We start from the raw sequence: 26,836 nt of genomic DNA, 5'->3' as shown, positions 1-26,836 counted from the left end.
AGTAATTGCCATATGGGTGTTGAGGTAAGCCGTCTGTCGAACGGCCTGACAGTCGCCACCGAAACCCTTCCAAGCCTCGAATCTGTTGCCCTTGGTGCCTGGGTCAAGTCGGGCGCACGCAACGAGCGTGACGAAGAGCACGGAATGGCGCATTTGCTCGAGCACATGGCTTTCAAGGGCACCAGGCGGCGAAGCGCCTTCGAGATCGCCTCGGAGATCGAGGACGTCGGCGGCGAGATCAATGCCGCGACCAGCGTCGAGACGACCTCCTATTATGCAAGGGTTCTGAGCGACGATGTGCCGCTGGCGGTCGATATCCTTTCCGACATCCTGCAGGACTCCGAATTCGATCCGCAGGAGCTGGAGCGCGAACAGCATGTGATTCTGCAGGAGATCGGCGCCGCGCACGATACGCCCGACGATGTCGTTTTCGATCACTTTACCGAGACCGCCTTCCGCCACCAGACCATCGGCCGCTCGATTCTCGGCACGCCGGAAACCGTCAAATCCTTCACTTCGAAGCAACTGCACGACTTCATCGAACGGCAATACGGCGCCGAGAACATGGTGATGGTGGCAGCCGGCGACATCAAGCACGACGATTTCGTGCGCGAGGTCGAAAAGCGTCTCGGCGGCTTCCGCGGCAAGGCCGACGGCACCATCCCGCAATATGCGCAATATGTCGGCGGCGATTTTCGCGAAGACCGCGACCTGATGGACGCCCAGATCGTGCTGGGTTTCGAGGGCCGTGCCTATCACGTCCGCGATTTCTATGCCTCTCAGGTCCTGTCGATGATCCTCGGCGGCGGCATGTCGTCGCGGCTTTTCCAGGAAGTCCGCGAAAAACGCGGCCTGTGCTATTCGGTCTATGCCTTCCATTGGGGTTTTTCCGACACCGGCGTCTTCGGGGTCCATGCGGCAACCGGACAAAGCGATATCGCCGAGCTGGTGCCTGTGATCATCGACGAGCTGCAAAAGGCCGGCGAAAACATCCTGCAGGAGGAGCTCGACCGGGCGCGTGCCCAATACCGCGCCGGGCTGATCATGTCGGCCGAGAGCCCGGCCAGCCGCGCCTCGCAGATCGCCAGGCAGTTGCTTCTGTTCGGCAGGCCGATCGCCAAGGAAGAGCTGATGGAGCGGCTGTCGGCGCTGACGGTCAAGCGGCTGACGGATCTGTCGTCGCGGCTTTTTTCGACGAAGCCGACGCTTACAGCCGTCGGGCCGGTGGGTACGCTCGCGCCCTATGAAGCGATCCTCGATTCGCTTTCGGGCTCGCAGACCACTGCCCGTAAGCTTGCCGTCTAAGCTTATTCGAGCGTCGTGTTCGCGCTCCCTTTCTTTCGCCGCGACCTGCCGGCACTGAAGGGCGACCTTGTCACGCTGCGTGTGCCGCTGACCAACGACTATCGCGAGTGGTCGGTGCTGCGCGGCGAAAGCCGCGCCTTCCTTGAGCCGTGGGAGCCGCGATGGACCCCTGACGAGCTCGACCGCACCGCATGGCGGCATCGTATCGGCCGCTACCGCGAGGACTATGCGCAGGGGACGGCGATCGCCTTCTTCATCTTCGAGAAAAGCAGCGGCAAGCTTGCCGGCGGTATCACCCTCGGCAATATCCGCCACGGGGTCGCCCAAAGCGGCCATATCGGCTACTGGATCGGCGAGCGCTTCAGCGGACGCGGGCTGATGACCGATGCCGTCAAGGTGGTGACGCGTTTCGCCTTCGAAACGCTGCGGTTGCACCGGATCGAAGCTGCCTGTATCCCCGATAACGCCCGGTCGATCCGCGTGCTTGAAAAAGCCGGATTCCGGCGCGAAGGACTGCTACGATCCTATCTCAGGATCAACGGCATCTGGCAGGACCATTACCTATACGCCCGAATCGCGGACGATCCGCCGGGCGTTGGAACAAAGGGCTGATTTTGACGAATTTTCTGCGGAACGGGTCGCTGCTTGCCCTTATGCTGGCGGCAATCGTCACGCTCTGCGCGGCATCCTCGGCGTTTGCGGTCGAACCGATCAAGATTGCCCGCGACGACGTGGCGCTCGACCTTTCGGGTGCCGTTGAAATCTACCGCAACCAGGGCGAGAATTTCCAAGTCTCAACGGCACCCGGCCCGGACGGCATCGTGCGGCGAATCGAGGTCGAGGCCAATGACGCGCGCTCGACCGGCGACTGGGCGGTGTTCGCGCTCGCCAATACCACCGATCAGCAGCTCGACAGGCTGATTGTCGCACCGCATTTCCGGCTGGTGAATTCCGGCCTGTTCTGGCCGGATCTCGGCTCGACCCGTATCGCCGCGATCACGCCCAGCGAAGGCTTTGCGCTCGACCGCCAGACCAGCCCCGACGCCGACGTGTTCCGGGTGACGCTGAACCCCGGAACGGTGATTACCTTCATCGCCGAGCTCGCCTCGCCCAAGCTGCCGCAGGTCTATCTGTGGGACCCCGAATCCTACAAGGACTCGGTCAATTCCTACACGCTGTTTCGTGGCATCGTCATCGGCATCGCCGGCCTGCTGGCGCTGTTCCTGACCATTCTTTTCGTCGTCAAGGGGACCTCGATGTTCCCGGCGACGGCGGCCCTAGCCTGGGCGGTGCTTGCCTATATCTGCGTCGATTTCGGCTTTCTCAACAAGATCATAGAAATATCCCCGGGCAATGAGCAGATGTGGCGCGCCGGAACGGAGGTGGCGCTTGCGGCGACCTTCGTGGTGTTCCTGTTTGCCTATCTCAACCTCAACCGATGGCACGGCCATTTCAGCTACGGCGCACTGGTCTGGATCCTCGGGCTGGTGCTGATCGCCGGCGTTGCCATCGTCGATCCGGCGGTTGCCGCCGGCATTGCCAGGCTGTCCTTCGCAGCCACCGCGCTGACCGGGCTCGGCCTGATCATCTTCCTCGGTATACGCGGTTACGACCGCGCCATCATGCTGGTGCCCAGTTGGGTGATGGTTCTGCTGTGGCTATGCGGATCGTGGATGGCAATCACCGGCATGCTGGACAACGATATCGCCCAGCCGGCGCTGGGCGGTGGGCTGATCCTCATCATCCTGCTGATCGGCTTCACCGTGATGCAGCACGCTTTTGCCGGCGGCGCCCTGCATCAGGGCCTGTTCTCCGACCTCGAGCGGCAGGCGTTGGCGGTTGCCGGATCGGGCGATACCGTGTGGGACTGGGACGTGCTGCGCGACCGTGTCGTCACTCGTCCCGACGTCAGCATTCAGCTCGGCCTTGCGCCCAACAGCCTCGGCGGCCCTGCCCGCAACTGGCTGCCGGTGCTGCATGCCGACGACCGCGACACGTTTCGTACGACACTCGACGTGGTGCTCGAGCACCGGCGCGGCCGGGTGTCGCAAAACTTCCGCCTGCGCGGCGCCGACGGGCACTATCACTGGTTTTCGCTGCGCGCCCGGCCGGTGATCGGCTCGGACGGCGAGGTCATCCGCTGCGTCGGCACCATGGTCGACGTGACGGAGCAGAAAAAGTCCGAGGAACGGCTGCTGCATGACGCCGTACATGACAATCTGACCGGCCTGCCCAACCGCGAGCTGTTCATGAACCGGCTGGAGGCGATCATCTCGATCGCCCGCACCGAAGAGAAGGTGCGCCCGACCGTCTTCGTCATCGACATCGACCGCTTCAAGCAGGTCAATGACGGGCTCGGCATCTCGGCCGGCGACACCATCCTTTTGACCATCGCGCGGCGGCTGCACCGGCTGCTCAAGCCGAAGGATTCGCTGTCGCGATTTGCCGGCGACCAGTTCGCGCTGATGCTTTTGTCGGAGCAGGATCCGGCTCGCATCGCGGCCATTGCCGATGCCATCAAGCACGCCATCAACAACCCGATCACCTTCGCCAAGCGCGAGATCGTGCTGACCGCCTCGATCGGGCTGATCACCTGGACCTCCACGCAGACCTCGGCTGAGGACATGGTCAAGGACGCCGAGCTTGCCATGCATCAAGCCAAGCGCTTCGGCGGCGACAGGATCGAGCCGTTCCGGCCAGCCTTCCGCACCGTCGGCACCGACCGGCTGCAGTTCGAGTCCGATCTGCGCCGGGCTATCGAACGACGCGAATTCACGCTTGCCTACCAGCCAATCGTGCGGCTGGAGGACGGCAGCGTTGCCGGCTTCGAAGCGCTGCTGCGCTGGGACCATCCGCGTCGCGGCATGATTCCGCCGGCGGATTTCATCCCGGTCGCCGAAAACTGCGGCCTGATCGTGCAGCTTGGCCTGTTTGCCATGCAACAGGCTGCCGAAGACCTAGCAGGATGGCAAAAGCAGATCGGCGATGCGCCGCTGTCGGTCTCGGTCAATCTGTCCAGCCGTCAGCTCATCCGCCGCGACCTGGTCAGCGACGTCCGCTCGGTGATCGCGCGGGCCAATCTGAAACCGCGCTGCTTCCGGCTCGAACTCACCGAATCGCTGGTGATGGACAATCCCGAGCAGACCGCCCATGTGCTGACCAAGCTGAAGCAGCTTGGCATCGGCCTGTCGCTGGACGATTTCGGCACCGGCTATTCATCGCTGGCCTATCTGACGCGCTTTCCGTTCGACACCATCAAGATCGACAAGAGCTTCGTCGACGACGCGACGCCGAAACGCGCGGTGCTGCTCAAATCCATGGTCAACATGGCGCATGAACTCGGCCTGTCGGTTGTCGCCGAAGGCATTTCGGACGAGAGCGATGCGCTGGAGTTGCGGCAGATGGGCTGCGAATACGTGCAGAGTTTCATGTTCGGAGCGCCGATGCCGGGCGACCAGGTGCTGAAGACGCTGAAGGAACAGTATCCGCTCACTCAGGCGTGACAAATTTCGGGACGTAATGAGGTTCAGGCGTGACCGGCAGCCAGGCTGAGATGCGCGAGATCGATGCCGATCGAGGCAAGGATCCGGTCGTATTTGCGGTCGATGTCGGCGTCGAACAGAAGCTCGGCACTAGCCGGGCAAGTCAGCCAGCCATTCTCGACGATCTCGTTTTCAAGCTGACCCGCACCCCAGCCGGCATAGCCGAGCGCCATCAGAGCCCGCCGGGGTCCGCGGCCGGAGGAGATGGCGCGCAATATGTCGACGGTCGCAGTCAGGCAGACGTCGTCGGACACGGCGAGCGAGGATTCCACCCGGTAGTCGCCCGAATGCAGGACGAAGCCGCGGCTGCGATCCACCGGTCCGCCATTGCGCACGACGAAGTCGCGCGCCGGCGGCGGCAGGCGAATTGCCTCCAGTTCGTTCATGATCCCGAGTTGCACGAGCAGGTCCGGAAACAGCATCTGCTGCGTCTGGTTGATGATCAACCCCATCGCGCCTTCGTCGCTGTGCGCGCAAATGTAGATGACGGAGCGCGTGAAGCGGTCGTCCTTCATGCCGGGCATGGCAATCAGGAACTGGTCGTCGAGAAAGCCGGGTCCTGCGGCCGTCTTTTTATGACGCAACAAATCCATGACCACAGCGTAACGCGTTTCCAGGGCGCCGAAAAGATGGGCGGCGCCCGATTTGATCAGGCTCATAAGTCAAAGGTCACGCAAATATGATGCCGGCGGCGTCATGAAATCATTGTGCGGCCATCAACAGACGATCAAATCATTGCCATGCAAAGCTTGAAAATCCTGCTGCTTGGCGTGGCCATTGGGTCGGCGACCTGCCTCCCCGCCTCAGCCTCCTCGTCGGCCTGGTACAATAGCGAAGGCGGCCGGGTGCGGCTGGTGACGAGCGGCAAAGCCGACGAGGCCGGGCGTCTCCAAGGTGTCCTCGACATTGCGCTGAAGCCAGGCTGGAAGACCTATTGGCGCGATCCGGGCGATGCGGGCGTGCCGCCACAGATCGACATCTCGGCCAGCACCAACATTGCCGACGCGACGCTTTCGTTTCCGCCGCCGCAGCGCCACGATGACGGCTATGGCAAATGGGCCGGCTACGACCACCCGGTTTCATTGCCGGTGACGTTCACGCTTGCTGCACCCGGCCAGCCGGCCGTCATCGATGCGGACATCTTCCTCGGCATTTGCGAAACCATCTGCATCCCGGTGCAGACAAGGCTGACCATCGATCCCGGCGCCGATCCCGACAACGCCGAGGATGCGGCACTGGTCAAGGCAGGCCTTGCAACTCTGCCCGCCACGGCAACGCCCGATTTCGGAATAAACGTACTGCCGGGCGATCACGAAACCCTGATTGTCGAAGCGAGCTTTCCGGGCACTCCCGAGGCCGCCGACTTCTTCGTTGCCGGCGAACGCGACTACATGTTCGGTGCCCCGACCCGCAGCGAAAAGGATGGCAAGCTGATCTTTACGGTGCCGATCCTCGACAGGCCGTCGACAACGCCAACCGATGGCGGCCTTCACTACACACTGACAAGTGCCGCTGGCGCGGTCGAAGGCCTGCTGCCTTTTCCGTGATGCCAACGTCTGGACGGTTGCCGGGCGCGCCTTAGTTCGCTATCGCAAGGACACTCCCTTTCCATTCTCAAGCGAGGACCATCATGACGATCTCCGTTGGCGACAAACTGCCGGGTGCGACCTTCAAGACAATGACCGCCGACGGTGCAAAGCCGATCACGACGGGCGAGATATTCTCAGGAAAGACGGTCGTGCTGTTTGGCGTTCCAGGCGCTTTCACGCCGACCTGCAGCAATAATCACCTGCCGGGCTACCTGGATAATTACGACGCCATCCTGGCGCGCGGCGTCGACACTATCGCCGTCGTCTCGGTCAACGATGTTCACGTCATGGGAGCCTGGGCTCGCTTCAGCGGCGGTGAAGGCAAAATACTTTATCTTGCCGATGGCAATGGCGATTTCGCCAAATCGGTCGGCCTCGACGCCGACCTCTCCAGCGGCGGCATGGGGCTGCGCTCGAGGCGTTTTTCGATGATCGTCGATGACGGCAAGGTCACCGCACTCAATGTCGAGACAAAGCCCGGCGTCGACGAGTCCGGTGCGGCTCACATTCTCGGACAGCTTTCCGTCTTGGCGACAGCCTAGGCCAGGGATGACAAAGGGCGCCTTCGAGCGCTACGCGTTCAAAGGATGCCGCCTTTTCATCGGCGCATGATCCTTCCGAAAGCCGACCCGGTCTTCAGGGCCATGCGTCGGCGCTTCGGGACTGCTTGCTTTTTGGGACCTCGGTTATGTCTGACATCTTTTGGCGCGCTGTCGCGATCGGTATCGGCGCAACCGCGCTTATGGATATCTGGGCGATTTTCCTGAACAAGGCGTTTGCTCAGCCGCGGCCGAACTGGGGGCTGGTCGGCCGCTGGGTCTGGCATCTCAGGGAAGGCAAGGTCTTCCATGACGACATTGGCGAGGCCTCGCCCTATGCGCATGAATCTGCACTTGGCTGGGCCTTTCATTATGCTGTCGGCATCGTCTACGGCATCATACTGGTCGTGCTGGCCGGAACGGGCTGGCTCACCGCGCCGACCTTCCTGCCGGCCTTTATCCTCGGCATCGTCACCGTCGGCGCCGGTTGGTTTCTGCTGGCGCCCGGCATGGGTGCCGGCTGGGCCGCTTCGAAGCGCCCCAATCCAATGCAGGTCCGCGCCCTCAATCTGGTGTCGCACACGGTGTTCGCGCTCGGACTGTTCGGCACCGCCCTGCTCATCCGATAGCCAAGTCAGCCGTCGCGGCGCTGCGCCGGCCTGTCGATCGGCTGCCATCCATGGATAACGCGACGCGCACCGGTATCGTATGCGAAGTAGTTCCCGCCGCCCGCTGGCTGATCCGCCTCGCGGCTGATTTCCCGACCGCTCAAAGAGAGCAGCAGGAGCGTTCCGACACCTCCGTGACCTATGAATGCGACGTCGACAGCGGCGTCGGTGCCTAGCACAGTGTCTACCTCGCTTAGAATACGACGCTGGGCATCGATAGCTCGCTCCCATCCACGAATGCTGCTGTTTGGATTGGCGAAGAATTGGTCGGCGACCGCTTCGAACTCGGAAGGCGGCAGGAAACCGGTTGCCGATCGGTCATTCTCATGCATCCCTTCCCTCACCTCGATCGCAAGGCGGAGATGCCTTCCGAGTATCTCGGCGGTTTCTATCGCCTTGCGTTCACCAGATGACACGATCCGCCGAATCGACCCAACCCACGGCTGATCGAGCATTGCCGATGTTCTCGCTCGCCCGAGGTCGGATAGTCCCCATTCCGCCACTGGAACGTTGGCATCGACCTGAACCTGGGGATGCGTGATGTAGTATGCGATCGGCATGATAGAGCTCTTCCTGCCAGAGAGCGGACCCGCAGCCGGAATTCAATAGCTTTGGGTCGAGCGCCGCGCCTTTGTGGTCGTCGGCTGCTTTGACTGCGAACCTGGTACTGGTGCCACAGTCTTGACGAGCCCTTTCTTGAATGGCGCCATGCCGAGCCGCGCCAATTCGTCGGCGCGCTCGTTCTCGGGATGGCCGGCATGGCCCTTGACCCAATGCCAGGTGACCTGATGGCGGTTACGCGCTGCATCGAGCTGCTGCCACAGCTCGGCATTCTTCACCGGCTGCCTGGCGGCCGTCTTCCAGCCGTTGCGCTTCCATCCGTCGATCCAGCTGAAAATACCGTCCTTGACATAGTTGCTGTCGGTATAAAGATCGACGGCGCAGGGCTCCTTGAGCGCATTAAGCGCCGAGATGGCCGCCAACAGTTCCATACGGTTGTTGGTGGTGGCAGCCTCGCCGCCCGACAGTTCTTTCGTCACACCGTTGAAGCGCAAGATCGCGCCCCAGCCGCCAGGCCCGGGATTGCCCGAACAGGCACCATCGGTGAAGATTTCAACGCGCTTGGTCATGTTAGTCCATATTCGGAAGGAGAGTTGATCGCCCGATGGAAGCGCATCCGGCGGATATATTCGGTCGGGTCGCGTTTCATCACAAGCCCGCCGTCCGGGACCGTCAGCCAGTCGTAGAGCCGGGTCAGCATGAAGCGCAGCGCCGAACCGCGCGCCAGCATCGGCAGCGCCGCTTTCTCGTCGCTGCTCAGCGGCCGCACGCTTTGGTAGCCGGCAAGCAACGCCGTGCCCTTGGTCAGATTGAAGGAAAAATCCTTCTCGAAGCACCAGGCGTTGAGGCACGTGGCAACATCATAAGCGTAGAGGTCGTTGCAGGCGAAATAGAAGTCGATCAGCCCGGACAGTTTCTCGCCGAGGAAGAATACATTGTCCGGGAAAAGATCGGCATGGATGATGCCCTGCGGCAGACCGTTCGGCCAGTTCCGCTCGAAATCGGCGAAATCGGCATCGACCTCGGCCGCCAATCCCGGCTCGACCTCATCGGCGCGGGCGTGGGCGGCGTTCCACAGCTTGCGCCAGCCATCGATGGCAAGGGCGTTGGGGCGGGTCATCGGGAAATCCGCGCCGGCGAGATGCAGTGCCGCCAGAGCCTTGCCGACCTCGCCGCAATGCCCAGCTGTCGGCCGCCGCAGCGATAGACCCTCAAGGAAGGTGATGATGACCGCCGGCCGGCCGGCAAGCGTTCCGATCACACCGCCATCCTGCGCGGTGACCGGGAGCGGGCACGAAATGCCCTTTCTGGCGAGGTGGGCCATGAGGCCCAGAAAGAACGGCAGGTCAGCCTTGTCGACGCGCTTCTCGTAAAGCGTCAGTATGTAGGAGCCGCTGCTGGTGTGCAGCAGAAAATTCGAATTTTCGGTGCCTTCGGCGATGCCCTTGTAGGACAAGAGATCGCCGACCGGATAGTTCCTGAGGAACGCGCCGAGCTCGCCCTCATTGACGTCGGTGTAGACCGCCATCGTTGCTACGCAGCCCCGTTGACGAAGGCCATGTCGGCTGCCGTCAGTTCGACATCGCGCAACACCCGCATCACCGGAAAATCCTCCGTCTCCGTCGCCGTCACGGCCAACTCGATGGTTACGTCGAAGCGCTGCCGGAAGGCATCGACAATCTCGTCGACGATGATCTCCGGCGCCGAGGCGCCCGCCGACAGGCCGAGTGTCGAGATGCCGGCAATGTCATTCCACGGAATTTCGGAGGCGCGCTGCACGAGAAGCGACATCGAGGCGCCGGCGCGTTCGGCCACTTCGACAAGCCGCCGTGAGTTGGAGGAGTTAGGCGCACCGACGACCAGGAAGAGATCGGCGCCGGCCGCTGTTTCCTTGACCGCCTCCTGGCGATTGGTGGTGGCATAGCAGATCGATTCCGCCGCCGGCGCGTGCAACTCGGGAAAACGTTGCTGCAGGGCGCGGATGATGCCGGCGGTGTCCTCGACCGACAGCGTCGTCTGGGTGACGAAACCGAGCGCTCGCGGGTCTGCGGGCACGAAGCTTGCGGCGTCGGCTTCGGTCTCGATCAGAGTGACCGCGCCATCCGGCAACTGGCCCATTGTGCCGATCACCTCAGGATGCCCGGCATGGCCGATCAAAAGCACGTGGCGGCCAAGCCGCTGATGGCGCATTGCCTGCTTGTGGACTTTCGAGACCAGCGGGCACGTCGCGTCGAGATAGAACAGGTTGCGGGACCGGGCGTCGGCCGGCACCGATTTCGGCACGCCATGCGCCGAAAAGACGACCGGGCTCTGGCGATGCTCGGGCGGGATCTCGGAGAGCTCCTCGATGAACACCGCGCCGAGGCTTTGCAGCCCTTCGACGACGTAGCGGTTGTGCACGATCTCGTGGCGGACATAAACCGGCGCGCCATATTTCTTGAGCGCCAGCACGACGATCTGGATGGCACGGTCAACGCCCGCACAGAAACCGCGCGGCTGGCAGAGCCGGATGGTCAGCGGTGGCTTTGTCTGAAGCATGATTGCATCTTACGCTGATTGTAGGCCGGTTGATCGGACTATGACTTCTGAGCTCAAGGCGCGAAATGAGGTGTGCGGCCCTGCCCTGTCAAGGGTAGTGGCGGCGATCATTGGTCTTTCGCCGGGCGGCGGAGCCAGGAGATCAGGACACCGGCAAGGGCGACGGCAAGGCCGTACCAGGTTATCGCATATTGCAGATGGCTGTTCGGCAGGTCGATGACGGTGACGCCGCCGACCGGCAGCCCGCCGGGGTTGGCGGCGGCGTTCGCATCGATGAAGATCGGCACCAGCGCCGCACCTGCCGGCAGGCCGGCGCTCGAGGCCATCGCGTCACGATCTTTCCAGTAGAAGATGTTCTTCTGCGGATCATTGTCGGGAAGCATCATCGAGGGCTTGGCCGGCAGCGGGTTGCGGGCGAGCCCCGTCACCGTCACTTTGCCCGTCACCTGCCCCTGCGGCCGCTTGGCGGGGTCCTTGAAATCGTAGGGCACGAAGCCGCGGTTGATCAGCACGAAACGGCCATCCTCGAGCTGCAGCGGCGTGAACACATCGAAGCCGGACTGGCCTTCCCAGGTGGCGAGGAAATGCCGTTCGCCTTGATGCAGGAAAGTGCCGGTCACTATCACCGGCGTGTAGTCCACGTCGCCGGTGGCAGCAAACCGCTTTTCGACCTCGGCCAATGGCACAGGCGCCGAATGCGTGCGCTGGTCGATCGTCTGGAGAAGGCCCTCTTTCCAGTGCAGGCGCTGAACCTGCCAGGTGCCGAGTGCCAGCAGGATCAAAAACACGACGATACCCAGGCCGAGCGCCAATGCGCGTTTCGGCCTCGACCGGCCGGCCACCAAACCTGATGCCTCGCTCATTCGCCGCGGTCCAGCCGGCCCTCGGCCGCCTTGTTGCGGTATTGCAGCGTCAGCAGCACGCCCTTGATCAGCCTGAGCGCCGCCAGGCAAAGCACCAGCGTCAGCGGAATCCACAGCAACAGATGCAGCCAGAGCGGCGGATTGAGCGTCACCTCCATCCACAGCGCCAGGCCGACGACGATGAAGCCGATGATCAGAATAACGAACACCGCCGGCCCGTCGCCGGCATCGGCGAAGGAATAATCGAGGCCGCAATTGGTACAGCGATCGCCGACGGTGAGGAACCCGGAGAACAGCTTGCCCTCGCCACAGCGGGGGCAGCGGCCATGCAGGCCGGCCGAGATCGGATCGATTGGTGGCCAGATCGCCTTGTCGTCGCTCATGGGGTCATCCTAGGAGCATTTGCCGCAAAAGATAAGGCGGCCACGTCGCCGCAGCCGCCTTGTCTATTTCCTCGGCCCCATTTTCCTCGGGCCCATTTCCTCGGGCCAATGTCAGTGCGGTTCGATCATTGCGCCGTTCGATGCCCAGACATAGATCGAGGCAAACAGGAATAGCCACACCACGTCGACGAAATGCCAGTACCAGGCGGCGGCCTCGAAGCCGAAATGCTGCTTGGGCGTGAAGTCGCCCTTCATGGCGCGGATCAGGCAGACCAGCAGGAAGATAGTGCCGATGATGACGTGGAAACCATGGAAGCCGGTCGCCATGAAGAAGGTGGCGCCGTAGATCGAATCCCTGAAGCCGAACGGCGCATGCATGTACTCGTAGGCCTGCACCATGGTGAACAGCATGCCGAGGCCGACGGTCAGCACCAAGCCATTGATCAGCCCTTTGCGGTCGCCGTGGATGAGCGAGTGGTGCGCCCAGGTCACCGTGGTGCCCGACAGGAGCAAGATGACGGTGTTGTAAAGCGGCAGATGGAAAGGGTCGAGAACTTCGAGGCCCTTGGGCGGCCAGACGCCGCCGGTGAAGGCGGTACGGGCATACTGATGGACCTCGCCGGGGAACAGGCTGGCGTCGAAGAAGGCCCAGAACCAGGCGACGAAGAACATCACCTCGGAGGCGATGAACATGATCATGCCGTAGCGCAGATGCAGCGACACGACACGAGTGTGGTGTCCCTCATGCGCTTCCTTGATCGTATCAGACCACCAGGCGAACATCGTGTAGATGACGATCAGCAGGCCGATGAAGAACAACCATGGATTGGCGATGTTGAAACCGAAGATGGGGAAATCGCCGCCCTTGAGATATTGCATGTAACAGACGCCGCCGATCGCGGTCACCAGCGCCCCGACGGAGCCCAGGAAAGGCCATGGGCTCGGGTCGACGAGGTGGTAGTCATGTTGTGGTTTTGCGTGTGCGTCTGCCATATCAACCCCCGAGGCTTGCTTCGGTATCTGAACTCTTGTTGCGGCGGCCGTCGGCCGGCACCGATGATGCGACCGGCTTGGTCTTGTCGACCGGGAACATCGTATAGGACAGGGTAATCGTCCTCAAATCCTTCAGTTCCGGCGCGTTGACGATGTCGGGATCGACATAGAACACGACCGGCATGTCCAACGTCTCGCCCGGCTTCAGCGTCGTGTCGGTGAAGCAGAAACACTCGACCTTGTTGAAGTAAGGTCCGGCCAGTTCAGGCTGTACATTGAAGGTGGCGCGTCCGGTGATGGGCCGGCTGAATTTGTTGGTCGCGCTGAAATGCGCCTCGGCTGTTTCGCCGATCTTGATGGTGATCGAGCGGGCGACCGGCTGGAATTGCCAGGGAATGCCGACGGTGTTGGCATCGAAGCGGATGGTGATGTCACGGTCGAGCACCCGATCGGCATATTGCTGGGTCGCCCGTTTAACGGTGCCGCCGTAGCCTGTCGCCTGGCAGAACATCGCGTAGAGCGGCACTGCGGCATAGGCCATGCCGATCATGCCGCCGAAGAACGCGATGCAGACGCCGGCGACGACGCGGTTCGTATTCTTCTTCGTAGGATCGGTGACTGTTTGCCTGGTCATGTTCAGCTCACATCGAACCGGTGACGCTGTGACCAAATTTCACGATGGTCGCGACGTAGAATATGACGACCAGCGCCGCCAGCGCGAAGCCGATTGCGGCCGAGCGATTGCGGCGGGCCTTCTGCTGACGGTCGGTCAGCGTGACCAGTTCAAGCTTCTTTTCGGCCATGCTCATGCTCCACCGATGGTCAGCGCGCGCGCGACGACGCAATCGCCAAGGTAGGCGGCGAAGATGGCGAAGAGATAGAGCAGCGAATAGCCGAACAGGGCCTTGGCCGGCTTCATCGCCCGGTCGTCATCGGCCATTTGCAGCACCTTCCACGCATACCAGACGAAGCCGGCGCCGAGCAGCAATGCAACGACGCCATAGGCTGGCGTGGTGAAGCCGAGAACCCATGGCAGCACGCCAACCGGTGCGAGGACCAGCGCATAGGCAAAGATCTGGCGTCTGGTCGAAGCCTGGCCGGCGACATTCGGCATCATCGGAATGCCTGCCTTGGCATAGTCCTCCGACTTGAAGAGCGCGAGCGCCCAGAAATGCGGCGGCGTCCACAGGAAGATGATCAGGAACAGCACCAAGCTTTCGAGGCTGACCGATCCGGTTACCGCCGCCCAGCCGATGACCGGCGGAATGGCACCGGCAGCACCGCCGATGACAATGTTCTGTGGCGTCCAGCGCTTCAGCCACATCGTGTAGATGACGGCATAGAAAAAGATGGTGAAGGCCAGAAGCGATGCGGCCAACCAGTTGACCAGCACGCCGAGCGTCATCACCGACAGAACCGACAGCACCAGCCCGAAGCTCAATGCCTCGCCAGGCCGTATGCGGCCGGCCGGCACGGGACGGCCGGCGGTGCGCGTCATCACCGCATCGATGTCTGCGTCATACCACATGTTGAGCGCACCGGACGCGCCGGCACCAATGGCAATAGCCAGGATCGCGATCACCGCCAGCAGCGGATTGATGGTCACCGGGGCGGCGACCATGCCGACAAACGCTGTGAACACCACCAGCGACATGACGCGCGGCTTCAGCAGGGCGAAGAAATCGCCCGCCGTCGCTTCCGACATGCGGAAGCCCGGCTCGTCAATCAGTCTGTCTTCGGCAAGGGCCATGCGTACTTAGAGTCCATCATTCCGTTGGCCAAAACCGCCGGACGGCCGGCGGTTCCGTATTAAAGGAGGCAACCGCCTACTTGATCTTCGGCAGCTGTTCCCATTGGTGGAACGGCGGCGGCGAAGGCAGCTGCCATTCCAGCGTGGTCGCACCCTCACCCCAAGGATTGGCGCCGGCGACCCGCTTCTTCTGGAACGCCTCGAAGACGCCGAACAGGAAGATGACGACGCCGACAGCCGAGATGTACGAGCCGTAGGACGACACCATATTCCAGCCGGCGAAGGCATCGGGATAGTCGATATAGCGACGCGGCATTCCGGAGAGACCGAGGAAATGCTGCGGGAAAAAGACCAGGTTGACGCCGACGAAAGTGACCCAGAAGTGGGTGTTGGCGATCACCGGCGAATACATGTAGCCGGTCATCTTCGGGAACCAGTAGTACCAGCCGGCGAAGATGGCGAAGACCGCGCCCAGTGACAGCACGTAGTGGAAGTGCGCAACCACGAAATAGGTGTCGTGCAGCGGGCGGTCGAGGCCGGCATTGGCCAATTGCACGCCGGTGACGCCACCAACTGTGAACAGGAAGATGAAGCCGATCGCCCACAGCATCGGGGTCTTAAGCGAAATCGACCCGCCCCACATAGTGGCGATCCACGAGAAGATCTTCACGCCCGTCGGCACCGCGATGACCATGGTGGCGAAGACGAAATAGCGCTGGGTGTCGAGCGACAGGCCCGTCGTGTACATGTGGTGGGCCCAGACGATGAAGCCCACCGCGCCGATGGCAACCATCGCATAGGCCATGCCGAGATAGCCGAACACCGGCTTCCTTGAAAAGGTCGAGATGATATGGCTGATGATGCCGAAGCCCGGCAGGATCAGGATATAGACTTCTGGATGGCCGAAGAACCAGAACAGGTGCTGGAACAGGATCGGGTCGCCGCCGCCGTCCGGGGCGAAGAAGGTGGTGCCGAAATTGCGGTCGGTCAAAAGCATGGTGATGCCGCCGGCCAGCACCGGCAACGACAGCAGCAGCAGGAAGGCGGTGATCAACACCGACCACGCGAACAGCGGCATCTTGTGCATGGTCATGCCGGGCGCGCGCATGTTGAAGATGGTGGTGATGAAGTTGATGGCGCCAAGAATCGAGGAGGCGCCGGCGATGTGGATTGAAAGGATCGCCAGGTCCATGGCCGGTCCAGGCTGGCCCGATGTCGAGAGCGGCGGATAAAGCGTCCAGCCGCCACCGACGCCATAGGCGCCCGGCGCACTCGGGACGAAGGCCGAGATAATCAGCAGGATGAAAGCCGGCGGCAGCAGCCAGAACGAGACGTTGTTCATGCGCGGGAACGCCATGTCCGGCGCGCCGATCATGATCGGCACCATCCAGTTGGCAAAGCCGCCGATCAGCGCCGGCATCACCATGAAGAAGATCATGATCAGCGCATGCGCGGTGGTGAAGGCATTGTACATGCTCTTGCCGCCGTCGATGGCGGCGTCACCGTTCATGCCGTAGACCATCTGTGCCAGGCCAGTGAATATCTGGATGCCCGGCTCCTGCAATTCCATGCGCATGACGACCGATAAGGCGCCACCGATGCAGCCCGCCATGATCGCGAAGATCAGATAAAGCGTACCGATGTCCTTGTGGTTGGTCGAATACACCCACCGGACCCAGCCATGATACGGCTTGTGGTCGTGGTCGTCGTGAGCTGCAGCGTCTGCCATGGTCGGCTCCGTTCCCTGAATCTTTTCTGGTCGCGGCATCAGTTGCCGGCGGCCGCTACCTTGTTCGTGCCATCGACCTCGGCCATCAGCGCCTTGTTGGCGCCGGGAAGATCGGTCTTGGCTGCCGCCAGCCAGGTCTTGTATTGCGCATCGGAGACGACGCGAATGGCGATCGGCATGAAGGCGTGGTCCTTGCCGCAGAGTTCCGAGCACTGGCCGTAATAGAGGCCTTCCTTGTCGGCCTTGAACCACACCTCGTTGATGCGGCCCGGCACCGCGTCGGTCTTGATGCCGAAGGACGGCATGGCAAAGGCGTGAATCACGTCGGTCGCCGTCACCAGCACGCGGGTCATGGTGTTGACAGGCACCACCATCTCATTGTCGACGGCGAGCAGGCGCGGATAGGCGGCGCGATCTTCCTTGCCGGCAGCAGCCCTGTCGGCATCCTGAAGGATCGCGGAATTGAAGGAAAGCGTGTTGTCGACCTGGTATTCGTAATCCCAGTTCCACTGATTGCCCGTCGCCTTGACGGTCAGCTTGGCTTCTTCCGGCGGCGTGTATTGCGCGGTCAGCAGCTGGAACGAAGGAATGGCGAGACAGAGCAGGATGACGACGGGACCGACAGTCCAGATGACCTCGATCAGCGTGTTGTGGCTGGTGCGCGACGGGGTCGGGTTGACGCTCGCCCGGAATTTCAAAATGCAGTAGGCGATCAGAAAAAGCACCAAGGCGGTGATCACAATGATGAACGCGAACGAATAGTTTCCGAACCACTCGATCTGCCTCATAATATCGGTCGCCGGAGGCTGAAAACTGGTTTCCCAGGGTTGAGGCTGGGCTGCATGAGCGGATGCAGCGGCAAACAACGTGGCGGCGGCACTAGCTACGATTTTGGCGGTTGCCAGGAATTTTCTCATCGCCCTCGTCATCTCCCAGTTCCTCGCGATCGGACCGCAAGAATGCCGAATAATGCCGGGACGGGAATCCCGGACAATTCAAGGCTGGTTCAAACCATACTCTATTTGCCTCCGCAAGAAAGGAGCGGCGGAACCCGTGCGGCATTTTTGCGCGCAAGCGCGGCTGTAGCTTCGTGCGGTGACCGCTCGTCGCGAATCACCGGAGCGGCATCCCGGCAGAATGAGCCGCGCGGCGCGCGAAACCGTCGCAATTAGGGCGAAATTGGCACGGAAAAGCGCATTGTCGCCTATGTCGGGGCAGACCGCGGGGGTCTCGTCCTTTACTTGGGTTTAGTGCGGCTTAAAGTGCCGTGATTCGCAATGGAGCCGTCATGAACGCGTGGCTTTCGAGAACCTTGGCGGAGGTCATCCTTGTTGCCGCCGCAATAGCCTTGTCAGGCGGCGGCCTGGCCAATGCCGCGCAGCCAAGCGGCACGGTGAAGTCGACGCATGGGGCGTGGTCGATCATCTGCGATACGCCGGCCGGTGCTACGTCCGAACAATGCGTGATGATGCAGAACGTCGTCGCCGAGGACCGCCCGGAAATGGGTCTTTCCGTTGTCGTGCTGCGTACAGCCGACAACAAGGCCGAAATCCTTCGTGTGCTGGCGCCGCTCGGCGTGCTGTTGCCCAACGGCCTCGGCCTCAATGTCGACGGCAAGGATATCGGCCGCGCCTATTTCGTGCGCTGTTTCCAGGACGGCTGCTATGCCGAGGTCATCCTGGAAAAGCCGCTGCTCGACACGCTGAAGACCGGTACGTCGGCGACCTTTATCGTCTTCCAGACGCCCGAAGAAGGCATCGGCATTCCCGTCGACCTCAAGGGTTTTGCCGACGGCTTCGCCGCCCTGCCTTGAACGCGGTCTTGTAGCACGATCCAGTGATTGTTGACCGGCCGCGGTCACGGCAAATCTCATTTCAGATTGTCTGTGCAGGCCTTCGCGCCTACATCGTGGGAAACAATCCTCCTGCGAATGGACCTGCCATGAACAGCCTGATCGGCCAATTCGACATTTCCGACGATCGCATCAAGCAGATCGTCGCCGAGACCATCAACGGCGCCGACGACGGCGAACTGTTTCTCGAATACAGCGAAAGCGAAGCGCTGATGTTCGACAATGGCAAGCTGAAGACCGCGAATTTCAACACCGACCAGGGTTTCGGCCTGCGCGCCGTCGCTGGCGAGGCCAGCGGCTACGCCCATTCCAGTGATCTCTCCGAAGCCTCGCTGCGGCGCGCCGCCGATGCCGTTTCGACGGTGAAGAGCGGCTATTCCGGCACGCTTGCCGCAGCGCCCGTCCGCACCAACCGCCATCTCTACGGCGACGGAAACCCGATCCCCTCGCCTTCCTTCGAGACCAAGGCCAAGTTGCTTCAGGAAATCGATGCATGGCTGCGGGCCGAAGATCCGCGCGTCAGGCAGGTGACGGCGTCGCTCGCCGCCTCCTGGCAGCATGTCGAGATCGTGCGCGCCGATGGCCAGATGGTCCGCGACATCCGCCCGCTGGTCAGGATCAACGTATCGGTGGTGGTCGGCGACGGCGACCGCCAGGAGAGCGGCTCCTACGGCATGGGAGGCCGCAAGGATTTTGGCGAATTCCTGGTCGAGGACAGCTGGCGGCACGCGGCCAAGGAGGCACTGCGGCAGGCGCTCGTCAATCTCGAAGCGGTTCCAGCACCTGCCGGCACTTTCGACATCGTGCTGTCGAGCGGCTGGCCCGGCGTCATGTTGCACGAGGCCGTCGGCCACGGGCTGGAAGGCGATTTCAACCGCAAAAAGACGTCGGCCTTTGCCGGCCTGCTTGGCCAGCAGGTGGCGGCGAAAGGCGTCACCGTCGTTGACGACGGCACCATGCCCGAGCGGCGAGGTTCGCTGACCGTCGACGACGAAGGCACGCCTTCGGCCCATAACGTGCTGATCGATGATGGCAAGCTGGTCGGCTACATGCAGGACCGCCAGAATGCACGGCTGATGGGCATGAAGGCCACCGGCAACGGGCGGCGCCAAGGTTACGCGCATGAGCCGATGCCGCGCATGACCAACACCTACATGACGGCAGGCGACATGGAGCCGGAGGAAATCATAGCCTCGGTCAAGAACGGCATCTATGCCGCGTCGTTCGGTGGCGGCCAGGTCGACATCACTTCGGGCAAGTTCGTGTTCGGCTGCACCGAGGCCTACATGATCGAGAACGGCAAGGTGACGCAACCGATCAAGGGCGCCATGCTGATCGGCAATGGGCCGGATGCCATGCATCGGGTTTCGATGGTCGGCAACGACATGAAGCTCGACACCGGCATCGGCATGTGCGGCAAGGCCGGACAGGGCGTGCCGGTCGGCGTCGGCCAGCCGCATCTCAGGATGAACCAGATGACGGTCGGCGGCACCAGGGTTTGATGCGGCTGCCGCCTTCCGGTAACATCGCCTTCCAAATGATGTTTCCGGATGCCGGTGTCTTCGACCATGTCCAAAGCCAAAATCGTCATCCTGACAGGCGCCGGCATTTCGGCGGAATCGGGCGTCGCCACGTTCCGGGATCCCGACGGGGTCTGGGCGAAATACGACCTGCAGGACGTGGCCACGCCGCAAGGTTTTGCGCGCGACCCCGTAAAGGTGCAGGATTTCTACAATATGCGCCGGCGGCAGATGGGCAGCGTCGAGCCGAATGCGGCGCACGCCGCGCTGGCCAAGCTCGAGCAGAAATTCCCAGGCGACGTCCTCGTCGTCACGCAGAATATCGACGACCTGCATGAGCGCGCCGGTTCGCGCAAACTGATCCATATGCATGGAGAACTGGGCCATGCCCTTTGCCTGAGCTGCGGGCAAAGCAGCACCTGGGCCGACGACATCGCTGCCCATTCGGCCTGTCCAGCGTGTGGCGCAAAAGGTCAATTGAGGCCTGACGTGGTCTGGTTCGGCGAAATGCCTTACCGCATGGAGGAGGTCGGCGAGGCGCTGACGCGCTGCGACCTATTCGTGGCCATCGGCACCAGCGGGAGTGTCTACCCGGCAGCAGGTTTCGTGGAGGAGGCACGCGCGGCCGGAGCCGTAACAGCCGAACTCAATCTGAAATGCGCCGGCTGGGCCTCCCGTTTCGACGAGCAGATGGAAGGGCCGGCGACACAAGTGGTGCCCGCCTTCGTCGAGCGCGTCCTTTCAGGCGCAGGCTAGCACCGTCTGGCTATGCAGCCTTGAATTCAGCGCGCGATCAGCATCTTTGTTATGTCGGGAGAGGAAACTGTGATCGCTGCCGGAGAAAAGCTAGAAGTCACCAGTCGACCGACGATCAAGTCGCACTGCCTGTTCCAGTCTTGCCTTTAACACGGCCATAGGACGTATTTGGATCCCTGCCCCACATAGGCAAGCCGAAGACGTTGGAAGAGATGGAGGCGGGTGTGCCCGCCGCAGCTCGAACTGCCCTAAAGCCATGATGCCGCTGTTTTCGGCAGGCGATGGTCGGGATCGATGATTTCAAGATCCGGAGCATCGTTTTCGTTCCAGCGCCACAGCGCGACGCATGTGCCGCCAGGCGACATGAAGGACGGGTAGATCACGCCGTGCAGCCCGTCGCCAAGCAAGCGGTCTCTCAGTTGGTGCGTCTCGGGCACAAAGCCTCCATCCACGATGTCACGCCATTCGCACCGGTGAATGTCGGCCGTTACACCGAGCTTCGACAGCGTATCAGCCTCTGTCAGGTCGGCCAGCCGGGCGCCTGACAGTTTCAATTGTGCAATCAGCGCCGGGTGCTGGACAAAACCCTGATTGTACTCGGCCCAAGCCGTGGACAGTTCCCGGGCGGCGTAGATCGCCGGCGTGCCAATCGGATTCCAGCGGCCGCCGAAGCGGGCCGCGCCCTCACCGGAAAGCGGCAGATGGGCCCAGCGCGGCACAAAAGCGCGCCATAGAGTCAGCCTGGGTTCAGGCATAGATGCCGGAGCGGACTGCCTCCAGATAGGCAAGCACCTTGTCAGTCTTGCCTTCGCGAACGAGATCGTAGGCGGTCTTTCCCGCCCAGCCGGGGATCGGCTGATGTTTGAACCAGATCGCGGCACGCTGTTCATCACCGGCCATCTCGCCGGCCATCGCCAGGATGCGGACGATGGGACTCAATGCGGCGTCGACCTTGCGCGCACCGGACTTGGCGGCAAGCGTGTTGCGCGCGAGACCGGTCAGGCCGGCCAGTTCAGTCATATTGACCCCTAGCAGTGCGGCTACCCGCCTCGGCGAGAGAAACGGCGCCCGCTCCTCGCCGAAGCGCGATGCCGAATTTTCAAAGGCTGCGGTGCTCATGGCAATTTCCTAGCCCAGTTTGAACGACGTACACTCAAAATGTGCTTTTTTGGTGCGCATTTCAAGCCCTAGCTGCTAGCGCCTTCGTCTCGGCTTCTCCAACAGCGCGACGGCCTCGACATGCGGCGACCACAGGAACTGGTCGATCGGGATTACGCTCTTCAAGGCGTAACCGCCATCGAGGAGGATGCGAAGATCCCGCGCCAGCGTCACCGGATTGCAGGACACCGCGGCGACGAGCGGCACGTCGGAGCGCGCGATCTGCTTCGACTGGTCCTCGGCGCCGGCGCGGGGCGGGTCGAAGACTACGCCGTCAAAGGCATTCAACTCCTTGAATGTGAGCGGCCGCCGGAACAGGTCGCGACGTTCGCCGGTCACCCGCTTCAGGCCGCTGGCGAAACGGAAGGCCCGGTCAAGCGCCGAGAGTGCTGCCGCATCGCCTTCCACCGCATGAACCTCCGATCTTGAGGCCAGACGCAGTGCGAAGCTTCCGCAGCCGGCGAAGAGATCGGCGACCTTTTTGGCGCGCGCGAGATGCTGGCCGACAATGTCGGCCATCGCTTCTTCGGCGGCCTCGGTCGCCTGCAGGAAAGCGCCCGGCGGCACTGCGACAGCGACGCCACCAAACAGGACGACCGGTTTCTTTGGTTCGATAATGATCTCGCCGTCGACCGACAGCCTGGCTAGCCTCTCGGCAATGACAAAGTTCGAGGCGACGCGGCGCTGGTTCTCGCCGAGCTTACCGGAATCGTGAACCGCGACATCGAGGCCGGAACCGGTCACCGTCACCGCCATGTGGAACGATTTGGTCGTGGTGCAGATCAGTCCGGCAAGCATCCTCAAACGGTCGAGCGCAGCGACGATCTGCGGCAGCGAGATCGGGCATTCCTCGATGGAGATGATTTCGGACGACAGCGCGCGAACGAAGCCGAACTGCATTCCCGCCTCGCTCCGCCGGGCAGTGAAGACGACGCGGCGGCGCGTGTGCGGCGCGCACGGCACCAGCGGGCCGACATCGCAGGCGATGCCCTTGCTCTTCAGCGCATGCACGACCCTTTCGCGCTTCCATTGGTGATAGGCTTCAGTCTCGAGATGCTGGACGGCGCAGCCGCCGCATTCGCCGAAATGGCGGCACGGCGGATCGACTCGCAGCGGCGAGGCCTCAAGCACCGACATCAAGGTAGCGCGATCTTTCTCCCGCCCGGCGGTGACGACCTCTCCCGGCAGCGTAAACGGAATGAAAACCTCGCCGGTCTCGGTCTCGGCGATGCCGTCGCCCTGCGAGCCCAATTTTGCGATTGTGAAACGCGTGGTCATCGCTTCTCAATCCCGGCCCGCCCGATCTTGGCAGGCTTGGTCGCGACGGCCTTGATGCCGCCGAGCAGGAACTCGCGGTTGCCGTCGCCGCCCTCTATCGGCGACAGATGAAGTCCCAACGAGCGCCAGCCGGGAATGGCATCGAGCCAGTCCTGCATCAGGCCGGCAATGCGCGCCGCATCATAGGGGTCCTTCAGCAGGCCGCCCTTGCCGATCGCCTCGCGGCCGGCCTCGAATTGCGGCTTGACCAGAAACACGGCTTTTGCGCCGTTCCTGGCCAAGGCAAGCGCCGGCGGCAGCGCCAGTTTCAGCGATATGAAGCTGACATCCGAGACGATGAAATCCGGCACACGGCCGCCGAGATCGGCGGCCGACAGTTCGCGCGCATTCAGGCCTTCAATCACCGTCACGCGCGGATCGCCGGCAATGTCGGAGTGGATCTGGCCGTGCCCGACATCGATCGCCGTGACATGCGCCGCGCCGCGTTCGAGAAGTACCTGCGTGAAGCCGCCGGTCGAGGCGCCGACATCGAGCGCTTCGCTACCGGTGGGGTTGAGGCCGAAATGGTCGAGACCAGCCTTCAGCTTCAGTGCGGCGCGCGAGACGTAACCTTGCGCCGGATCGTCAACGACGATGTTGCACTCAGGCAGAACGGCCTGGCCCGGCTTGTGGGCGACGATGCCGTCGACCGTCACGGTGCCGCGCGCCACCGCATCGCGAGCACGCGAGCGGCTGGCAAACAGGCCGCGCTGGACGAGTAATTCGTCGAGCCGCTGGCGAATGCTGGCTGGCGGAAGGGAAGTCATCGGCCTTCATGGCGAATGCCAACGATGATGGCAAGGATATTGGCGATGAGACAAGGCATAGTTGGAAAAGCGGGTGAACTCATCAGCCGCTCCGCTGTTTGTCGAACCTCGCACGACACCCGACGCAATGCTAAGAAGAGATGCCGTTTAGCCGTCGAAACGTGGAGGAGGAACATGCTGACGGGAACCTGCCACTGCGGCGCAGCCCACTGGACCCTGGAGGGCGATCCCGGTTCGATCACTGCCTGCAACTGTACGCTTTGCCGTCGTTACGGCACGCTCTGGGCGTATGACTATGTCGACGAACGCATCCGCCTTGCGGGGCCCGTGAGTGCCTATACGCGCGTTGGAAGGGCTCACCCTTCGCTTGAGATTCTCTTCTGTCCAACGTGCGCTTGCGTCCTGGCCTGGCGCGGATTGCGTGCCGATACCGCCGGTCGCCACCGCATCGCCGTCAATATGAGGCTTGCGCCGCCGGAGGCTGTCGCCGACCTCCCGATCGATCATTTCGACGGTCTCGACACATTCGAGGATTTGCCGAGGGATGGTCGCTGTGTGCGGGATATGTGGTTCTAGTTTCTAGAATATGGTCCGCGAAACCCGCCGTTCAACGGCCGGCGTCAGACCGTCGCTGCTGTCGCCGGACACCTGCGGGCGCGGCCGGTCAACGGAAATGGACGCCTTCGGCAAGGTATCTGGCACGACGACGAATTGCGGCGCCTCCTTGTAGGAGAAGCCGCCACGGATTTGGCCGATCTTGCCGGCGACGATGCCCATCACCGCCTCTTCGAGTTTGCGGTCGTAGCGCGTTTCGGCCACGGCCGACGCGGCGAAGATGGCCGTTAGCGCGATGCCGCCCAAAAGCGATCTCATTGGTCTTCTTTCCCCTGCCGGTCGCTTTCTAGCAGGGCGGCGTTGAAAAACGGCCAAAGGACACGGTAAGCAAATCGCCAAATGGCAGCGTAAACAGTATCTTACGACTGTTCGCCGGTAATTTGATTCAAGCAGTTGAGATTTTGATTCAGACTGGCATTTGCAGCCAAGCAGAATCTTTTGGCGTTGCAGAAACGCGGAAACAACTAGGCGCGCTGGGCCTGCGCGGTATGCCCCAACGCCACGAACACTGTGCGCACGATGCCGGCGCTGTCCAGCCCGGCATCGGCATACATCTTTTCCGGCTTGGCATGGTCGACGAAAGTGTCGGGCAGCACCAGCGGGCGCACCTTCAGGCCGCTCTCCAGCAGCCCTTCGTGGGCCAGGAACTGCAGCACATGGCTGGCGAAGCCGCCGACCGCGCCCTCTTCCACCGTCACCAGTATCTCGTGCGAACGGGCCAGCCGCCGGATCAGATCCTCGTCGAGCGGCTTGGCAAAACGGGCATCGGCGACCGTGGTCGAAAGCCCCGCCGCGCCAAGCTCCTCGGCCGCGGCCAGGCAATCCTGCAGCCTGGTGCCGAAGGAAAGCAGCGCAACCTTGGTGCCTTCCCTGACGATCCGGCCCTTGCCGATCTCCAATACCGAGCCGCGCTGCGGCATCTCGACGCCAACGCCGTTGCCGCGCGGATAGCGGAAGGCGATCGGGCCGTCATCGTAGCTTGCAGCGGTGCGTACCATGTGGCGCAGCTCGGCCTCATCGGCCGCCGCCATGACGACGAAACCGGGCAGCGTCGCCAGGAAGGTGGTGTCGAAAGCGCCGCAATGGGTGGCACCATCGGCGCCGACGAAGCCGGCGCGGTCGATCGGAAAGCGCACCGGCAATTTCTGGATCGCCACGTCGTGGACGACCTGGTCGTAGGCGCGCTGCAGGAAGGTCGAGTAGATCGCCGCAAAAGGCTTGAAGCCTTCCGTGGCAAGGCCGGCGGCGAAGGTCACCGCATGCTGCTCGGCAATGCCGACGTCGAAGGTCCTCGCCGGAAACGCTTCGCCGAAGAGGTCAAGCCCGGTGCCGTTCGGCATGGCGGCGGTGATGGCGACGATGCGGTCGTCCTCTCGGGCCTCCTGGATCAGACTGTCGGCAAACACCTTGGTGTAGCTCGGCGCGTTGGCGGGCGCCTTGGCCTGGGCGCCGGTAATGACGTCGAATTTGTTGACGCCGTGATATTTGTCGGCGGCCGCCTCGGCCGGGGCGTAGCCCTTGCCCTTCTGGGTCACGACGTGGATCAGCACCGGGCCGTCGGCATTGTCGCGGACGTTCTTCAGCACCGGGATCAGGTGCTCGAGGTTGTGGCCGTCGATTGGGCCGATGTGGTAGAAACCCATTTCCTCGAACAGCGTGCCGCCGGTGACGTAGCCGCGCGCGTGCTCGACCGCCCGCTTGATGGCGCGATCGGCGCGCTCGCCGAGATAGGACGTCAGCTTCTTGCCGAAATCGCGCAACCCCAGATAGGTCTTGCCAGACGCCAGACGGGCCAGATAGGCGCTCATTGCGCCGGTCGGTGGAGCGATCGACATATCGTTGTCGTTCAAGATGACGATTAGCCGGGCATCGAGTGCGCCGGCATTGTTCATCGCCTCATAAGCCATGCCGGCCGACATGGCGCCGTCGCCGATGACGGCAATGACATTGTTGCGGCCATCGGACAGATCGCGCGCCATCGCCATGCCGAGGCCGGCTGAAATCGAGGTCGAGGAGTGGGCTGCGCCGAACGGATCGTATTCGCTCTCGACGCGACGGGTGAAACCGGACAGCCCCCCCTCCTGCCGCAGCGTGCGGATGCGGTCGCGGCGGCCGGTCAGGATCTTGTGCGGATAGGCCTGGTGGCCGACGTCCCAGATCAGCCGATCGTCCGGCGTGTTGAAGACGTAGTGCAGCGCGACGGTCAACTCGACCACGCCAAGGCCGGCGCCGAGATGCCCGCCGGTGTGGGAGACGACGTCGATCAGTTCGGCGCGAAGCTCGGAAGCCAGCTGCGGCAGGTCGCCTTCGGCAAGCGTGCGCAAATCGGCTGGGACGCGGACCTTGTCGAGAAGCGGCGTATCGGGCTTTGCGTTCACTGTTTGCGAGCCT

29 protein-coding genes are annotated in these 26,836 nt (G+C 62.6%); 10 read left to right on the top strand and 19 right to left on the bottom strand.

Features of this window, described 5'->3' with window-relative positions:
- The first annotated feature begins 12 nt into the window (after window positions 1-12).
- From NKH37_RS22030 to NKH37_RS22020, 3 genes are read left to right on the top strand one after another with little or no spacing between them, the layout of a single operon-like run.
- Complete coding sequence (locus tag NKH37_RS22030) at window positions 13-1,305, top strand: M16 family metallopeptidase (protein WP_023716937.1); 1,293 nt, start codon at window positions 13-15, stop codon at window positions 1,303-1,305.
- 15 nt (window positions 1,306-1,320) lie between these two features.
- Window positions 1,321-1,917: a GNAT family N-acetyltransferase gene (locus tag NKH37_RS22025; RefSeq protein ID WP_023716936.1), complete on the top strand. Its 597-nt coding sequence runs from the start codon at window positions 1,321-1,323 to the stop codon at window positions 1,915-1,917.
- Between the two features lie 2 nt (window positions 1,918-1,919).
- Entirely contained in the window at window positions 1,920-4,808 is a 2,889-nt protein-coding gene (locus tag NKH37_RS22020) for an EAL domain-containing protein (protein ID WP_023716935.1), read from the top strand.
- Window positions 4,809-4,831: 23 nt separating this feature from the next.
- Here the strand turns inward: NKH37_RS22020 and NKH37_RS22015 are convergent, their stop codons facing one another.
- On the bottom strand, window positions 4,832-5,440 hold the full coding sequence (locus tag NKH37_RS22015) for a YqgE/AlgH family protein (protein ID WP_023716934.1): 609 nt from the start codon (window positions 5,438-5,440) through the stop codon (window positions 4,832-4,834).
- 147 nt (window positions 5,441-5,587) lie between these two features.
- Here NKH37_RS22015 and NKH37_RS22010 point away from each other — a divergent pair, with 147 nt between their 5' ends.
- From NKH37_RS22010 to NKH37_RS22000, 3 genes are all read left to right on the top strand, one after another.
- On the top strand, window positions 5,588-6,394 hold the full coding sequence (locus NKH37_RS22010) for a protein-disulfide reductase DsbD domain-containing protein (RefSeq protein WP_023716933.1): 807 nt from the start codon (window positions 5,588-5,590) through the stop codon (window positions 6,392-6,394).
- A gap of 83 nt (window positions 6,395-6,477) precedes the next feature.
- On the top strand, window positions 6,478-6,978 hold the full coding sequence (locus tag NKH37_RS22005; RefSeq protein ID WP_023716932.1) for a peroxiredoxin: 501 nt from the start codon (window positions 6,478-6,480) through the stop codon (window positions 6,976-6,978).
- A gap of 146 nt (window positions 6,979-7,124) precedes the next feature.
- Complete coding sequence (locus tag NKH37_RS22000) at window positions 7,125-7,604, top strand: DUF2938 domain-containing protein (RefSeq protein WP_023716931.1); 480 nt, start codon at window positions 7,125-7,127, stop codon at window positions 7,602-7,604.
- Between the two features lie 5 nt (window positions 7,605-7,609).
- Here NKH37_RS22000 and NKH37_RS21995 read toward each other — a convergent pair whose 3' ends face one another.
- From NKH37_RS21995 to coxB, 12 genes are all read right to left on the bottom strand, one after another.
- A complete protein-coding gene (locus NKH37_RS21995) occupies window positions 7,610-8,203 on the bottom strand; it encodes a histidine phosphatase family protein (protein WP_023716930.1) in 594 nt (197 codons plus the stop codon).
- A gap of 42 nt (window positions 8,204-8,245) precedes the next feature.
- Window positions 8,246-8,773, bottom strand: a complete 528-nt coding sequence (gene rnhA, locus NKH37_RS21990; RefSeq protein WP_023716929.1) for a ribonuclease HI — start codon at window positions 8,771-8,773, stop codon at window positions 8,246-8,248.
- Window positions 8,770-9,732 carry a homoserine kinase gene (locus NKH37_RS21985; RefSeq protein ID WP_023716928.1) on the bottom strand — a complete coding sequence of 321 codons (963 nt, stop codon included), beginning with the start codon at window positions 9,730-9,732 and terminating at the stop codon, window positions 8,770-8,772. Before NKH37_RS21985 ends, rnhA begins: the two co-directional genes overlap by 4 nt.
- A gap of 5 nt (window positions 9,733-9,737) precedes the next feature.
- On the bottom strand, window positions 9,738-10,742 hold the full coding sequence (gene ispH / locus NKH37_RS21980; RefSeq protein WP_023716927.1) for a 4-hydroxy-3-methylbut-2-enyl diphosphate reductase: 1,005 nt from the start codon (window positions 10,740-10,742) through the stop codon (window positions 9,738-9,740).
- A gap of 107 nt (window positions 10,743-10,849) precedes the next feature.
- Entirely contained in the window at window positions 10,850-11,605 is a 756-nt protein-coding gene (locus NKH37_RS21975; protein ID WP_023716926.1) for an SURF1 family protein, read from the bottom strand.
- Window positions 11,602-11,988 (bottom strand): DUF983 domain-containing protein, encoded by a 387-nt coding sequence (locus NKH37_RS21970; RefSeq protein WP_023716925.1) that lies wholly within the window; start codon window positions 11,986-11,988, stop codon window positions 11,602-11,604. The genes NKH37_RS21975 and NKH37_RS21970 overlap by 4 nt, the downstream gene beginning before the upstream one ends.
- 111 nt (window positions 11,989-12,099) lie before the next feature.
- Window positions 12,100-12,981: a cytochrome c oxidase subunit 3 gene (locus tag NKH37_RS21965; protein ID WP_023716924.1), complete on the bottom strand. Its 882-nt coding sequence runs from the start codon at window positions 12,979-12,981 to the stop codon at window positions 12,100-12,102.
- A gap of 1 nt (window position 12,982) precedes the next feature.
- Window positions 12,983-13,615: a cytochrome c oxidase assembly protein gene (locus tag NKH37_RS21960; protein ID WP_023716923.1), complete on the bottom strand. Its 633-nt coding sequence runs from the start codon at window positions 13,613-13,615 to the stop codon at window positions 12,983-12,985.
- Between the two features lie 7 nt (window positions 13,616-13,622).
- A complete protein-coding gene (locus tag NKH37_RS21955; RefSeq protein ID WP_023716922.1) occupies window positions 13,623-13,790 on the bottom strand; it encodes a cytochrome c oxidase system small membrane protein in 168 nt (55 codons plus the stop codon).
- Window positions 13,787-14,731, bottom strand: a complete 945-nt coding sequence (locus NKH37_RS21950; protein ID WP_352483710.1) for a heme o synthase — start codon at window positions 14,729-14,731, stop codon at window positions 13,787-13,789. Before NKH37_RS21950 ends, NKH37_RS21955 begins: the two co-directional genes overlap by 4 nt.
- A gap of 76 nt (window positions 14,732-14,807) precedes the next feature.
- Window positions 14,808-16,460: a cytochrome c oxidase subunit I gene (ctaD, locus tag NKH37_RS21945; RefSeq protein WP_023716920.1), complete on the bottom strand. Its 1,653-nt coding sequence runs from the start codon at window positions 16,458-16,460 to the stop codon at window positions 14,808-14,810.
- 38 nt (window positions 16,461-16,498) lie between these two features.
- Entirely contained in the window at window positions 16,499-17,377 is an 879-nt protein-coding gene (coxB, locus tag NKH37_RS21940; protein WP_023716919.1) for a cytochrome c oxidase subunit II, read from the bottom strand.
- 371 nt (window positions 17,378-17,748) lie between these two features.
- Between coxB and NKH37_RS21935 the strand changes: the two genes are divergently transcribed.
- The 3 genes from NKH37_RS21935 to NKH37_RS21925 all read left to right on the top strand — a co-directional run bounded on the left by NKH37_RS21935 (window position 17,749) and on the right by NKH37_RS21925 (window position 20,588).
- Window positions 17,749-18,273, top strand: a complete 525-nt coding sequence (locus NKH37_RS21935) for an invasion associated locus B family protein (protein WP_023716918.1) — start codon at window positions 17,749-17,751, stop codon at window positions 18,271-18,273.
- A 128-nt stretch (window positions 18,274-18,401) separates the two neighbouring features.
- A complete protein-coding gene (gene tldD / locus NKH37_RS21930) occupies window positions 18,402-19,814 on the top strand; it encodes a metalloprotease TldD (protein WP_353041340.1) in 1,413 nt (470 codons plus the stop codon).
- 66 nt (window positions 19,815-19,880) lie between these two features.
- A complete protein-coding gene (locus NKH37_RS21925) occupies window positions 19,881-20,588 on the top strand; it encodes an NAD-dependent deacylase (protein ID WP_023716916.1) in 708 nt (235 codons plus the stop codon).
- 248 nt (window positions 20,589-20,836) lie between these two features.
- On the opposite strand, the gene NKH37_RS21920 is transcribed toward NKH37_RS21925, so the two are convergent.
- From NKH37_RS21920 to NKH37_RS21905, 4 genes are all read right to left on the bottom strand, one after another.
- Window positions 20,837-21,370, bottom strand: a complete 534-nt coding sequence (locus tag NKH37_RS21920; protein WP_502895932.1) for an RES family NAD+ phosphorylase — start codon at window positions 21,368-21,370, stop codon at window positions 20,837-20,839.
- Window positions 21,336-21,707, bottom strand: a complete 372-nt coding sequence (locus tag NKH37_RS21915) for an antitoxin Xre/MbcA/ParS toxin-binding domain-containing protein (protein WP_023716914.1) — start codon at window positions 21,705-21,707, stop codon at window positions 21,336-21,338. The genes NKH37_RS21920 and NKH37_RS21915 overlap by 35 nt, the downstream gene beginning before the upstream one ends.
- 75 nt (window positions 21,708-21,782) lie before the next feature.
- A complete protein-coding gene (locus NKH37_RS21910; RefSeq protein WP_023716913.1) occupies window positions 21,783-23,024 on the bottom strand; it encodes a class I SAM-dependent RNA methyltransferase in 1,242 nt (413 codons plus the stop codon).
- Window positions 23,021-23,830, bottom strand: coding sequence for a TlyA family RNA methyltransferase (locus tag NKH37_RS21905; protein ID WP_023716912.1), 810 nt, complete (start codon window positions 23,828-23,830; stop codon window positions 23,021-23,023). The genes NKH37_RS21910 and NKH37_RS21905 overlap by 4 nt, the downstream gene beginning before the upstream one ends.
- 174 nt (window positions 23,831-24,004) lie before the next feature.
- Here NKH37_RS21905 and NKH37_RS21900 point away from each other — a divergent pair, with 174 nt between their 5' ends.
- The gene (locus NKH37_RS21900) at window positions 24,005-24,406 is read left to right on the top strand and encodes a GFA family protein (protein ID WP_352494381.1); all 402 of its coding nucleotides are present in this window, start codon (window positions 24,005-24,007) and stop codon (window positions 24,404-24,406) included.
- A 3-nt stretch (window positions 24,407-24,409) separates the two neighbouring features.
- On the opposite strand, the gene NKH37_RS21895 is transcribed toward NKH37_RS21900, so the two are convergent.
- Window positions 24,410-24,703, bottom strand: coding sequence for a hypothetical protein (locus NKH37_RS21895; protein ID WP_023716911.1), 294 nt, complete (start codon window positions 24,701-24,703; stop codon window positions 24,410-24,412).
- Between the two features lie 206 nt (window positions 24,704-24,909).
- Complete coding sequence (dxs, locus tag NKH37_RS21890) at window positions 24,910-26,823, bottom strand: 1-deoxy-D-xylulose-5-phosphate synthase (protein ID WP_023716910.1); 1,914 nt, start codon at window positions 26,821-26,823, stop codon at window positions 24,910-24,912.
- Window positions 26,824-26,836 lie beyond the last annotated feature (13 nt).

The organism is Mesorhizobium sp. M1217 (genome assembly GCF_040318275.1).
Taxonomy (GTDB): domain Bacteria; phylum Pseudomonadota; class Alphaproteobacteria; order Rhizobiales; family Rhizobiaceae; genus Mesorhizobium.
The sequence above is the reverse complement of the archived record's forward strand: the minus strand, read 5'-3'. Positions and strand labels throughout refer to the sequence as shown.